General features: G+C 75.0%; 7 protein-coding genes. 5 read left to right on the forward strand and 2 right to left on the reverse strand.

Annotated features, from left to right (window positions below; genetic code table 11):
• Positions 1 to 91: 91 nt before the first annotated feature.
• Together FB380_RS13810 and FB380_RS13815 are read right to left on the reverse strand one after the other, a co-directional pair.
• Positions 92 to 5755: a DUF3320 domain-containing protein gene (locus FB380_RS13810; protein WP_166755528.1), complete on the reverse strand. Its 5664-nt coding sequence runs from the start codon at positions 5753 to 5755 to the stop codon at positions 92 to 94.
• 87 nt (positions 5756 to 5842) lie between these two features.
• Positions 5843 to 7054 (reverse strand): M20 metallopeptidase family protein, encoded by a 1212-nt coding sequence (locus FB380_RS13815; RefSeq protein ID WP_229681871.1) that lies wholly within the window; start codon positions 7052 to 7054, stop codon positions 5843 to 5845.
• A gap of 92 nt (positions 7055 to 7146) precedes the next feature.
• On the opposite strand from FB380_RS13815, the gene FB380_RS13820 reads away from it, so the two are divergent.
• The 5 genes from FB380_RS13820 (at position 7147) to FB380_RS13840 (ending at position 13106) form a co-directional block, all read left to right on the forward strand.
• The gene (locus FB380_RS13820; RefSeq protein WP_166755529.1) at positions 7147 to 8169 is read left to right on the forward strand and encodes an Lrp/AsnC family transcriptional regulator; all 1023 of its coding nucleotides are present in this window, start codon (positions 7147 to 7149) and stop codon (positions 8167 to 8169) included.
• A gap of 136 nt (positions 8170 to 8305) precedes the next feature.
• A complete protein-coding gene (locus FB380_RS13825) occupies positions 8306 to 9349 on the forward strand; it encodes an ABC transporter ATP-binding protein (protein ID WP_166755530.1) in 1044 nt (347 codons plus the stop codon).
• Positions 9346 to 10398 (forward strand): ABC transporter ATP-binding protein, encoded by a 1053-nt coding sequence (locus tag FB380_RS13830; protein ID WP_166755531.1) that lies wholly within the window; start codon positions 9346 to 9348, stop codon positions 10396 to 10398. Before FB380_RS13825 ends, FB380_RS13830 begins: the two co-directional genes overlap by 4 nt.
• A 136-nt stretch (positions 10399 to 10534) precedes the next feature.
• Entirely contained in the window at positions 10535 to 12085 is a 1551-nt protein-coding gene (locus FB380_RS13835) for an ABC transporter substrate-binding protein (protein ID WP_208382852.1), read from the forward strand.
• Between the two features lie 94 nt (positions 12086 to 12179).
• Positions 12180 to 13106: an ABC transporter permease gene (locus tag FB380_RS13840; protein WP_166755533.1), complete on the forward strand. Its 927-nt coding sequence runs from the start codon at positions 12180 to 12182 to the stop codon at positions 13104 to 13106.
• The last annotated feature ends 7 nt before the right edge of the window (positions 13107 to 13113 follow it).

The following is a 13113-nucleotide window of genomic DNA, read 5'->3' on the forward strand; positions in this document are numbered from 1 at the left end:
CGTCGGCCCGGCGCAGCTCGGGGACGAGCGCGCCGGAGCAGCCCTGGTGGGGGCGGAGCAGTGCCAGAGAAGGCGTCCGCGCTTGGGCAGGTCACCCGGCGGCGGGCTGCTCCAGAGCCTCCTGCACCACGGCGCTCGGGGGGACGGGAGGAGTGGCGACCGCGAGCAGGTCCGCATCGCCGTCGGCCACCGCGGTCAGCCACTGGCCGGCGCTCTGCCGGGCGATCCGGCCGGCCCGCACCGCCTGGGCGAGCGCCAGCTCCAGCGGCGGCATCAACACCGGGTGCCGCCGGCGGTGGCCGAAGACGGCGAGCGTCTGCTGGAACAGGTCGTCGCGGGTCATCCCGGCCACCGACCGGCACAGCGCCACCATCGCGTTGCCGATCTCCTCCGGCGGGACGTGCTCCAGCGCCCGGTCGGTGCTCGTCGCCTGCCGCCGGAACGTCGTCCACGTGGCCGGGTCCAGGGGAGTCCGGTCCGTGGTCGGCGGCCACAGGAACTCCGCACCCGGCTCGGGCAGCAGCGCCAGGATCGACTCCATCCGCGCCGCGTTCACCCGCGGCACCCCGAACGCCGCCGCCGTCCGCCGGGCCAGCCGCTCCCGGTGGATCGGACCCTCCGCCCGGATCCCCGCCGCCAGCACCCGCCGCACCAGCCGGGCCGCCTCCGGGTTCGCCAGCTGCCGCAGCATCTGCGGCTCGCCCACCGGCTTCGGCGTCCACGGCCGGAACGGCACCTCACCGGCCAGCAACGCCGGCGTCACCACCGGGTGCGCCGCGCAGCGCACCGGCTCCGCCGTCGACACCTCGTCCTCCACGTCCGGCGCGTCCGGGTCGAAGGGGTCGATCTCCTCCTGCGGCTCGGCGACGTCGGCGACCGGGGCCGGCAGCGGGGGCAGCAGTGGCTCCACTGGAGCAGCACCCGCCACCGCGGCGACCAGTCGGTCGACCACCGCCTCGCACTCGGCCAGCCACTCCGGCAGCCACACCCGCTCCACCGCCGGCCACCCCCGCAGCTCCGCCAGCTCCAGGTACGCCAGCTCCCGGTCCACCGGCGCACGCCCCGCCCAGCCCGGCCCGTCCAGCAGCACCGCCAGCACCGGACGCTCCGGCGCCTCCGGCCGGGCGACGGTCAGGTCGACCCGGAACGGGGAGAGCCCGACGTCGGTGCGCACCACGAGTCCGCGGCCGCGCAGCGCCGCGGCGACGTCCTCCCGGTGCGGGTCCCGCACCGCTCTCGACGTCCGCGGGACGGCGTCCGGGCCGCGCCGCGCCAGCTCCAGGTAGGTCCGCAGCCGGCGCACCCCCGGTTGCGTCGTCGTCGCCGGCCGCAGCAGCGACGGCGCGAACGACGCGAAGACCACCACCTGACGGCGGGCCCGGCTCACCGCCACGGTCAGCCGGCGCTCACCGCCGGCCCGGTTCAGCGGCCCGAGGTCCAGCGGCAGGCAGCCGCGCTCGTCGGCCGCGCACCCCAGCGACAGCAGGACGACGTCGGCCTCCTCGCCCTGGGCCGCCTCGACCTCCCGCACCCGCAGCGCGCCGCGGTCCAGCGCCTCGGCCGCCCGGTCCCGCCCCGCCCGCAGCAGGCCCTCGATCAGCCGGCGCTGCGGTCCGTGCAGCGTCACCACGGCCACCGAGGGCACCGCGTCCGCCGAGGCCGCGAACCGCTGCCGCAGCTCGGCGACCACCGCCTCCGCCTCGGCCGGGTTCGTCCCGCGCTGCTCGCCCGCCCGCAGGAAGACGCCGTCCACCTGCACCAGCGAGATGGCCGGCCCGGCCGGCGGGCCCGGCACCGTCGTCAGCCGGGAGTCGAACGCCAGGGCGTTGACGAACGCGACCAGCGACTCGTCGGCGCTGCGGTGGTGCCAGGTCAGCTCCCGCCGCGGGACCCCGGCGCGCAGGCACGCGGCGAGCAGCCCCTCGTCGGGGGCCTCGTCGACCGCGGCGCGCGGCGGCAGCTGCTGGCGGTCGCCGACCACCACCGCCGCGCGCGCCCGGCCCAGGGCACCCAGCGCATCGGCGACCCGCAGTGACGACGCGTCCTCGATCACCACCAGGTCGAACGAGCCGGCGGTCGGGGGCAGGAACCGGGCGACGGCGTCCGGGGTGGCCAGCACCGCACGGGTCCGGTCGCCCTCGGCGAGGGCGGCAGCCGCCTGCGCGCGGGTCGCCGTGGAGACCGCGAGCGCCCGCTGGACCGCCTCCTCCGCGGCCCGCGCGTCGGGGACGGCGAGCCCGCCGGCCGCCGAGCGCTCGGCGAACGACGCCTCGGCCACCCCGCGGTCGAACGCCGCGACGGCGTCGTCGGCCGGCACCGCTCCGGACAGCAGCGCGGCCCGCGCCTCGGCCAGCCCGGCGGCCTCCAGCAGGTGCAGGTGGCGCAGCAGGTCCAGCCAGTGCCCGAGAGAGGGGACGCCGAACTCCTCGACCGCCCGCTCGTCCTGCGTCGTCTCCCACACCCGAACCAACCCGGTGTCCCCGGCCCACCCCAGCAGCTGGTCCAGCGAACCCAGACAGGCCACCGGCAGGGCGGTCAGCGCGGCCCGCAGCTTCCGGACGGCCACCGCCCGGGCCGGGTCCGGCGCCGGCGCGGTGTCCAGGAAGCGGCGCAGCGGGGGAGTGAAGGCCGGGTCGCCGTCCAGCGCGGAGCCGAGCCGGCGCAACGCGGCGACCTGCCGCTCGACCAGGTGCGGGTCGGTCAGCAGGTTCCAGTTCCACGGCACCGCCAGCCCGGCCACCGTGGAGCAGCGCAGGGTCAGCTCGCGGGCCGCGCCCTGCACCTGGAGCAGTTCCGCGGTCAGCACCGGGACGTCGGTCGGCTCCACGTGCACACCCGGCCGCAGCGAGGGGGCCAGCTCGGTGAGCACCGCCGCCAGCCGCTTCGCCCGGCCGAACCGCCCGGAGACGGCCGCCTGCTCGGCGTCCTCGGCGATCCCGGCCAGCGGCAGGTCCAGCGCCTCGGGCAGGGCGACGTCCAGCCCGGGGTGCGTCGCGGTGACGAACGCGGACACCTCGTCGAGCAGCGCGGCGGCGTCCTCCGCCCACTCCGGGGTGCGGACGGCGTCCACCGCGGCGAGCGGCACGTCCGGGCCGACCAGCACGGTGGCGACGGCGTCCAGGTCCTCCGGGGTCCGCGCCGCGGCGACCACCCGCGCCAGTGGCCCGGCGGGCGGCAGCGCCCGCAGCGCGGTGTCGACGGCGAGCACCGCGGTGTGCACCGCGACCGGGTCGGCGTCGGCCGAGTCGAGGAACCCCCACGGGTGCCGCGGCCGCGGCCGGGTGCGGGCGGCGACCTCGGGCAGCGTGGTCAGCAGCTCGTGCACCTTCGCGGTGGTGCGGGCCGACGCGGTGGCGACGTACGCGGTCGCCAGCGGCAGGGCCGGCGTGCCGGGCGCCGCGGCGAGCACGCCGGCGCGCGCGGCGTACAGCGACAGCCCGGCGGAGTTGGGGGCGTGCAGCCGCTCGGCGTAGCCGGCCAGCTCGCGCCGCGCCGTCCGCAGCTCGTCGGGGACGGCCGCGAGGCCGGCGACCTCCGGGAGGTCCCCGGCGGCGGGTGGGACGGCATCGGACGGGGCGGCGGCGGGACGGCGGAGGTCGGTGACCAGCCCGCCGAGCCCCACACCCGCCAGGCGCCGGGACACCGCGTCCAGCGCGGACTGCTGGGCGGCGAGCACCAGCACCCGCTGACCGCCGGCCGCGGCCGCGGCGACCAGGTTGGCGACCGTCTGCGACTTGCCGGTGCCCGGTGCGCCCTCGAGCACGAGGGTCCGCCCGGCGACGGCGTCGGTGATCGCCCGCAGCTGGTCGGTGTCGGCGGGCAGCGGCAGCGTCGCGGCGAGCTCGGCCAGGTCGGTGGCGAGCGCGCTGCCGGGGGCGGGCACGGGGTCGACGAAGGGCTGGCCGGGGCGCAGCAGCACCGGCACCAGCGGGTTGCGCAGCGCGGCCGCGCCGAGCTGGTCGGCGTCCTGCCGGATCCGGGAGGACGCCGCGGGCAGCACCGCGAGGTCGGCGGTCGGCTCGACCCGGTGCGGCAGCCCACGCTGGGCCAGCTCCTGCCGCAGCGCCGGGAGAGCGACGGCCAGGTCGAGGCCGCCCTCGCCGTCGCCCCCGCCGTCGAGTGCCGGCACGGCCACGCCGGTGCGGCGGCGCAGCTCGGCCAGCAGGTGCCCGTTCGGGCCGATGGCCCCCGCCGGGTCGGCGGTCAGCCGGTAGGCGCCCGTGCTCGCCACCCGGGAGAGCAGGACCGGGACCAGCGCCAGCGGTGAGCGCACCGGCTGCCCGTCGAGCTCCCAGGTCACCGACCCCAGCGTCAGGTACAGGTCGCCGGTGCCGGTCTCCTCCACCAGCGCGGCCGCCCGCTCGGCGAGCGCGGCCAGCCGGCGCGAGTAGTGCACCGAGCCAAGATCGGCGTAGAGCCCGCCGTGCTCGACGAGCAGCTCACCCAGCTGGTGCGGGGGCAGGTCCCGCGCCGAGCGGATGCCACGCCGGCGGGCCGCGGCGCCGAGCTGGTCGGTGGGCACCAGGGTGAGCGCGGCGTCCGCGGCGAGCCGCTCGGCGAGGACGGCGAGCCGTCCGGGGGGCACGGTGAGCGGCACGACCCCGCCGTCGGCCCGGTCCAGGTCCAGGTCCAGCAGCGGGGCCACGGTCCCCGCCGGCCGGTCTCCGGCGCGGGCCGGGCTGCGGTCGGGCAGCCCCGGCAGCGGGAGCGGGGCGACGCCGTCCAGCCGGGCGCGGTGCACGTCGGTGACCCCGAGCACCCGGTGCAGGTCGCCGGCGAGCCAGGCGGCGGCGGCCGTGCGGTGCAGGTCGCCGAAGGTCGCCGGCTCCGCGGCGATCCCCAGCATCGTGGTCTCCACCAGCGCGATCGCGCCCTGGTCGACCAGCTCGGCGAGCCCGGACACCTCGGTGGTGGCCGTGCTCCCGGCGCAGCGGTCGACCCGCCAGTAGCCGAGGAAGGCGTGTCCCGGGCAGGTCGCGCCGTCGGCGGCGATCCACAGCAGCGGGCGGATCCCGGCGTGCTCGAGCGCGGCGGCGAGGGTGAGCACCGTGTCCAGGCTGGTGCCGGCCCGGTCGTCGAGCACCTGGTCGGGGGTGCGCACCCGCTGCGGGACGTCGGCCCAGCTCGCGACCGGCGGACGGGGGCGGATGGCCCGCCGCCGCATGGCCTCCACGATCGCCGCGGCGGTCTCGTCGATGCGCGCCGCACCGGTCGGGTGCCCGCCGACCGTGGGGTCACCGGTGCGCTGGCGCAGCAGGTCGGCCGCGGCGCCGACCAGCCCGGCCACCGCGGGCGAAGCCGGCTGCACGTGGGCGGCCAGCAGCTCCAGGGCCAGCGGCGCCGGCGCCGCCAGCCACTGCCCGGCAGCGAGCACCCGCACCGCCGTCCGGGTGCAGCCCAGCAGCTCCCCGTCGCGTTCGACCCGGGCCTCGACGGTGGCCGTGCCCGGCTCGGCGACGGCGGCGAGGACGGCGGGGTCCAGGCGCAGGTCGAGGTCGGTGAGCACCGTCGTCCGGCCGGGGTCGACGTCGACGGTGAGCTCGACGGGGGAGCCGAGCGGGCCGTCGGGGGTGGTGATCGAGACGACCACCCGTGCGCCGCGCACCGGCTCGGCGGCCCCGGTCAGCGTGAGGACGGCGACGAGGGGCACCCCGGCACGGGCCAGCGCCTCGCCGACGACCGGCACGCAGTCGAGTTCCACGGAGACCCGCGGATCGGCTGCCGCGGTGTGCTGCGGGCACGGGGAGACGCCCATGGGGTCGTTCTACCTCCGCCGGGGCCCCGGATCGGGGAGCCCCGGCGGAGATGTGACAACTGGGACGGGAGGGTCGCCCCCGGGCGGTCAGGCGGCCGCGTCGCGCTCCAGTGCCCGCACCGCCAGCTCGGCGTGCAGCAGCGCGCCGTCGGAGAGCACCGCGTCGCTGAACTCCGCCCGCGGGCTGTGGTTGTTCGGGGCGGTGGCGTGGTCCTCGCCCACGGCGGCGCCCAGGAACAGGTAGCAGCCCGGCACCTCCGCCAGCACCCGGGAGAAGTCCTCGGACCCCGACTGCGGGTACACCTTCGGCGCGTAGCGCTCCTCGCCGAAGACCTCCTGCGCCACCCCGGCCGCGAACGCCGTGTGGGTCGGGTCGTTGACCGTCACCGGGTACTCCTCCAGGTACAGCGCCTCGGCCTCCAGCCCGTAGCCGGCCGCGACCGACTCGCACAGCCGCACCGAGGCCACCCGCATCCGCTCCCGGGCCTCGGCCGAGAACGTGCGCACGGTCGCCTGGAACGTCGCCTCGTCCGGGATGATGTTGCGCTTGGTGCCGCCGGAGAACAGGCCGACGGTGAGCACCACCGGGTCGAAGACGTCGAACTGGCGGGTGACCATCGTCTGCAGGTCCCCGATCAGCTGGGCGGCCACCGAGATCGGGTCGCGCGCCAGGTGCGGGGCCGAGCCGTGCCCGCCGCTGCCGCGCACGGTCACCCGCAGCTCGTCGCTGGCCGCCATCAGCGTGCCCGGGCGGGTGGTGAACTCCCCGCGGGGGCTCATCGCCGACATCACGTGCATCCCGTACGCCGAGGTGACCCGCGACCCGGCGGCGTCGAGCACGCCCTCGCGCAGCATGTACCCGGCGCCGTCCCAGCCCTCCTCGCCCGGCTGGAACATCAGGACGACGTCGCCGGCGAGGGACTCCCGGTGCGCGCTCAGCAGCCGGGCCGCGCCGACCAGCATCGCGGTGTGCAGGTCGTGCCCGCAGGCGTGCATCGTGCCGTCGACCTGGCTGGTGTAGTCCACCCCGGTCTGCTCCTGCACGGGCAGGGCGTCCATGTCACCGCGCAACAGCACCGCCGGGCCGGGCCGGCCGCCGCGCAGCACCGCCGTCACCGAGGTCAGCTCGGTGCCCGTGCTGACCTCCAGGCCCAGGCCGTCGAGGGCGCTCAGCACCGTCTCCTGCGTCCAGGGCAGCTGCAGCCCCACCTCGGGTCGCCGGTGCAGCGCGTGCCGCAACTGGACCAGCTCGTCCTGCATCGCCTCGGCGTCCTCGCGCAGTGCGCCTGACCGGATCACGTGACCTCCCTGGGGATCGGTGGGCGGGACGTTAGGAGTTCGGCCGGTTCTCCGACAGGATTTGCAGTCATCCGTCACGAGAGGCGCCTGAAGTGACTCGATCAGTTGTGCTGGACGAGGACGACCTCGCCCTTGTCGAGGCGTTGCAGCGCGACCCGCGCGCCCCGTGGACCGAGGTGGCGGCGATGGTCGGCACCAACGCGGTCACCGCGTCCCGGCGGTGGGAGCGGCTGCGCGCCGCGGGCGCCGCCTGGGTCACCGGCACCCCCGGCCCGGGGTCGCACCACGCGCAGGTGCTCGCCTACGTCGACGTGACCTGCCTGCCGAGCGAGAAGACCCGGGTCGCCAACGAGCTGGCCGGTGACGCCCACGCGCTCTCCGTCGACATCACCGCCGGCGGCCGGGACCTGATGCTGACCGTGGCCGCCGTCGACCTGCCCACCCTGGGGCGCTACCTGCTCGAGCGGCTGGACCGGGTGCCCGGGGTCACCGGCACCCGGGCGCGGATCGCCACCCGGCTCTACGCCGAGGGCAGCACCTGGCGGCTGGGCGTGCTGCCCTCGACCGGCGCCAGTGGCGGGCCGCCGCAGCTCATCCGCCCGACCGTGCTCGACGAGGTCGACCGGGAGCTGATGTCGGCGCTGGGGGAGGACGGCCGCGCGTCCTACGCCGCGCTCGCCACGGCGACCGGGATCAGCCAGCCGACCGCGCGCCGCCGGGTCGACCGGCTGATCAGCTCCGGCGCGGTGCTGCTGCGCACCGAGGTCGCCGCACCGCTGGCCGGGCTGCCGGTGATGGTCGTGCTGTCGGCCGACGCCCCGGCCGGGCGGCTGGACGACGCCGCCGCGCGGCTCGGCCGGCTGCGCCAGGTGCGGTTGTCCACGACGCTGGCCGGCACGCCGAGCCTGCTCGTGGTCGCGTGGCTGGCCTCCCTGGAGGAGGTGCACCGCTTCGAGCAGGAGCTGGCCCACGTGGTGCCCGACGTCGTGGTGGTCGACCGGCTGGTGGTGCTGCGGGCGGTCAAGCGGATGGGTCACCTGCTCGACGTGGAGGGGCGCGCGACCGGCACGGTCCGGATGGACGTCTGGTCCGATCCGGTGCCCGGTGCGCAGTAGGCTGCGCCCTTCGACACACAGAGTGTGAGGCCAGTCACACGGAACGCATGGACTCACCGTCGTGACATGTCTGTCACCCAAAGTCCGTCACAGTGGCCTAGCTTTCAGCCACTGATCGGTCGAGGAGGCGCTGTTTGTGAGCAGTCCTGTTCTCTCCATCCGGGGCCTGACGACGGAATTCGTCACCCCCGCTGGCGTCGTGAAGGCCGTCAACGACGTGAGCTGGGACCTGTACCCCGGCGAGACCCTCGGCGTGGTCGGTGAGTCCGGCTCCGGCAAGAGCGTCACCGCGATGTCGATCCTCGGCCTGATCCAGAGCCCCCCGGGGCGGATCACCGGCGGGGAGATCCTCTTCGAGGGCCGCGACCTGCTGACCATGCCGGACAAGGAGCTGCGGCGGCTCCGCGGCAGCCAGATCGGGATGATCTTCCAGGACCCGATGACCAGCCTGAACCCGGTGCTGACCGTCGGGGCGCAGATCTCCGAGGCGCTCCGGCTGCACGACAAGAAGCTCAGCAAGGACGCCGCGCGCACCCGTGCGGTCGAGCTGCTGACGATGGTCGGCGTCCCCAACCCCGAGGGCCGCTTCGACCAGTACCCGCACGAGCACTCCGGCGGGATGCGCCAGCGGGCGATGATCGCGATGGCGATCGCCAACGACCCGAAGGTGCTCATCGCCGACGAGCCGACCACCGCCCTGGACGTGACGATCCAGGCGCAGGTGCTCGACGTGCTGAAGACGGCGAAGGAGCGCACCAACGCCGCCACCATCCTCATCACCCACGACCTCGGGCTGATCGCCGAGCACGCCGACCGGGTCGTGGTCATGTACGGCGGCAAGGTGGTCGAGGTCGCCGACGTCTTCTCGATCTTCGCGGCGCCCCGGCACCCCTACACGCTGGGCCTGATGAGCAGCCTGCCCCGGCTGGACGTCGACCTGGCGCGGCTGGACCCGATCCCCGGGTCCCCGCCCAACCTCATCGACCTGCCGCCCGGCTGCTCCTTCCACCCGCGCTGCCGGGTGTCCAAGGGCCGCGAGATCTGCCGCACCGAGGTGCCGCCGCTCTACGACACCGGCCAGGGCACCCGCGCCGCGTGCCACTTCACCGAGGAGGTCCCCGCCGAGATGGCCGTCGTGTACCGCGAGATGGGCGCCCGGCTGGGGAGCAGCGGGGCATGAGCACCGTCGCCACCCCGACCGGCGCGCCGGCGGACCTGCACACCCGCGCCGCGCACGGCGAGGAGATCCTCCGCGTCACCGACCTCAAGACCCACTTCCCGATCCGCGGTGGGGTCACCCGGCGCCAGGTCGGCACGGTCTACGCCGTCGACGGGGTGAGCTTCACGCTGACCGCGGGCGAGACCCTCGGCCTGGTCGGGGAGTCCGGCTGCGGGAAGACCACCACCGGCCGCACCCTGGTCAAGCTGCTGGAGCCGACGTCGGGCTCGGTGCACTTCAAGGGCGTGGACATCACCGGCTTCGGCCGGTCGCAGATGAAGGCCGTCCGCCGGGAGATGCAGTTCGTCTTCCAGGACCCGTACACCTCGCTGAACCCGCGGATGACGGTGCGCGGCATCGTCGCCGAACCGCTGCAGATCCACGGCCTGGCCTCCGGCAGCGAGCTGCGGGCCCGGGTCGACGAGCTGCTGGAGTCGGTGGGGCTCAGCTCCGAGCAGGCCAGCCGGTACCCGCACGAGTTCTCCGGCGGGCAGCGGCAGCGGATCGGCATCGCCCGGGCGCTGGCGCTGGACCCGCAGGTGCTGGTGCTCGACGAGCCGGTGTCGGCCCTCGACGTCTCGATCCAGGCCCAGGTGGTCAACCTGCTCCAGGAGCTGCAGGACCGGCTCGGCCTGGCCTACGTGTTCATCGCCCACGACCTGTCGGTGGTGCGGCACATCTCCACCCGGGTCGCGGTGATGTACCTGGGCAAGGTCGTCGAGATCGGCGACCGGGCCGACATCTACGCCCGCCCCACGCACCCGTACACGCAGGCGCTGCTGTCGGCGGTGCCGATCCCGGACCCGACCAAGCGGGGCAGCCGGGAACGGATGATCCTCACCGGCGACGTGCCGAGCCCGGCCAACCCGCCGTCGGGCTGCAACTTCCGGACCCGGTGCCCCAAGGCCCAGCAGATCTGCGCCGAGGAGGAGCCGGCGCTGATCGACCGCGCCGGTTCCGGCCACCCCAGCGCCTGCCACTTCGCCGAGGTCAAGCCGGTGATCGCGTGACCGGCCCCGCCTCCTCCCCAGCCCCGTCGTCGCCGACGACACCGTCCCACCGTCCGTCCCCTTGCGTGTCACCTCGTCAGAGCGGAAGCCGATGAACACGACCCGAGCACGACGCAGCCCCTCCCGGATCAGGTCCATGGCCGCCGCCGTGGCGCTGGGCCTGCTGCTCAGCGCCTGCAGCGTCAGCGACCCGGAAGCCCCCGCGGCCGACGGCGAGGGTGGGGGCGACGCCACCTTCTCCATCGCCGTGGGCATCGACCCGGACACGTTCGACCCGGCCGGGCAGACCACCACGACCGTGTCCAACATCGTCGACTACGTGGTCGAGACGCTGGTGCGGATCAACGACGAGGGCGAGATCGAGGGCGTGCTCGCCGACTCCTACGAGGTGTCCGAGGACGGCCTGACGATCACCTTCGAGCTGCGGGAGGGCGTGACCTTCCACGACGGGACGCCGTTCGACGCCGAGGCGGTCGTCTACAACTTCGAGCGGATCACCGACCCGGAGCTCACGGTCCCGCAGGGCGCGGCGTTCACGGCCTTCGAGTCGGCCACCGCGGTCGACGAGAACACCGTCGAGATCTCCCTCAGCCAGCCCTCACCCGGCTTCGTGAGCGCGCTGTCGGCGACCGTGGCCGGGATGATCTCCCCGACCTCGGTCGACGCGGAGGGCAACAGCTACCAGGAGTACACCCGGCCGGTCGGCACCGGGCCGTACGAGTTCGGCGAGTACACCGCCGGGGAGAGCGTCACCGTCACCAAGTACGACGACTACTGGGGCGAGGAGCCGTACTACGAGACGGTCGTCTTCCGCGTCGTCCCCGAGGCGGCCACCCGGGAGAGCCTGCTGCTCGCCGGCCAGGTCGACATGATCATCCTGCCGCCGGTCTCCGACATCGAGGCACTGCAGGCCAACGACGACGTCGAGGTGCTGCTCGCCGAGAGCGACCGCACCATCTTCATCGCGCTGGACAACACCGACCCGGTGATGCAGGACCCGCGGGTCCGCCAGGCGCTGAACTACGCGGTCGACAAGCAGGCGATCATCGACAACGTGCTCTTCGGCGCCGCCCAGGAGCTCGACGCGCCGATGGCCCCCAGCCTGTTCGGCTACTGCGAGACCGGCACCTACGACTACGACCCCGAGCGGGCCCGGCAGCTGCTGGAGGAGGCCGGCGCGGTCGGCGCGAGCATCGAGCTGCTCACCCCCAGCGGCCGGTACGTGCAGGACGCCCAGGCGGCCGAGGCCATCGCCGGCTACCTGCGGGAGGCCGGGCTGGACGTCACCGTCTCCACCAGTGACTTCCCGTCCTTCCTGGCCCGGGTGAACGCACCGGTCACGGAGAACACGCCGGAGGCGCACCTGCTCGGCTGGGCCCCTGCCTACCTGGACGCGGACTTCCAGATGCAGATGTTCCGCCAGGCCACCCACCCGCCGGCCGGCCTGGGGACGTCGTTCTACACCAACCCCGAGGTCGAGGCGCTGCTCGCCCAGGCGGACGTGGAGACCGACCCCGACACCCGTGAGCAGCTGTACTGCGACGCCTCGCAGATCATCTGGGACGACGCCCCCTGGATCTTCCTGTGGACCCAGTCGTTCCCGATCGTCTACGACGCGGACATCACCGGGGTGGGCGCGACCCCGGTCGAGAAGTTCGACGCCATGTACGCGCGGCCGGCGAACTGACCACCATCGGGCGGCCGCCCCTGCCTGCGGGCAGGGGCGGCCCTCGACCGGCGACCCGCGGTGGCCGCTGGTCCGGGTACGGGAGAGGACGGGGATGAAGGGCACCGCCGCGCACATCGTGCGCACCCTGCTGCTGTCGTTGATCACCCTGTTCGGGGTGTCGATCCTGATCTTCCTGATGCTGCGCGTGCTGCCCGGTGACCCCGCACGGGTGCTCGCCGGGCTGAACGCCAGCGAGGAGCAGGTGGCCCGGCTCCGCGCCGAGCTGGGGCTGGACGAGTCGCTGCTGGCGCAGTACTGGTCGTTCATCACCGGCGTGCTGACCGGTGACCTCGGCACCTCGGCGCGCACCTCGGCGCCGGTGGCCAGCGAGATCGGCGTCCGGCTGCCGGCGACGCTGATCCTGGCGGTCGTCGCCACGATCATCGGCACCATCGCCGGGGTCACGGCCGGCGTGGTCGCCGCGGTCCGCCGCAACTCGATCGTCGACCACGTGATCTCCAGCGTGGCCATGATGGGCGTGTCGATGCCGGTCTACTGGCTGGGCCTGCTGCTCATCCTGCTGTTCGCCGTCACCCTCGGCTGGCTGCCGGCCGCGGGCAGCGGCGAGCCGCTGAGCATCGTGCTGCCGGCGGTGACGCTGGCGGCCTTCTCCACCGCGCTGATCTCCCGGATGACCCGGGCCAGCATGCTGGAGGTGCTCGGCCAGGACTACGTCCGCACCGCCGAGGCCAAGGGCGCCCCGCCGACCACGGTGATCATCCGGCACGGGCTGCGCAACGCGTTCATCCCGATCCTGACGGTCATCAGCCTGCAGTTCGGCGCCCTGCTCGGCGGCGCGGTGCTGACCGAGACGGTGTTCGGTTGGCCCGGCATCGGGCGGCTGCTGGTCGACTCGATCGGCGCCCGCGACTTCGCCGTCGTCCAGGGGATCGTCCTGGTCTACGCGGCGGCGTTCATCCTGCTCAACGTGATCGTCGACGTGCTCTACGTCGTCGTCGACCCGCGGATCCGGTACTGATGATGGA

The organism is Modestobacter marinus, assembly GCF_011758655.1.
Classification (GTDB): Bacteria; Actinomycetota; Actinomycetes; order Mycobacteriales; family Geodermatophilaceae; genus Modestobacter; species Modestobacter marinus.

Coding starts and splice junctions, on each gene's coding strand:
- FB380_RS13810 (WP_166755528.1), bottom strand. CDS start 5,755: ATGGGCGTCTCCCCGTGCCCGCAGCACACCGCGGCAGCCGATCCGCGG.
- FB380_RS13830 (WP_166755531.1), top strand. CDS start 9,346: ATGAGCACCGTCGCCACCCCGACCGGCGCGCCGGCGGACCTGCACACC.
- FB380_RS13835 (WP_208382852.1), top strand. CDS start 10,535: ATGGCCGCCGCCGTGGCGCTGGGCCTGCTGCTCAGCGCCTGCAGCGTC.
- FB380_RS13840 (WP_166755533.1), top strand. CDS start 12,180: ATGAAGGGCACCGCCGCGCACATCGTGCGCACCCTGCTGCTGTCGTTG.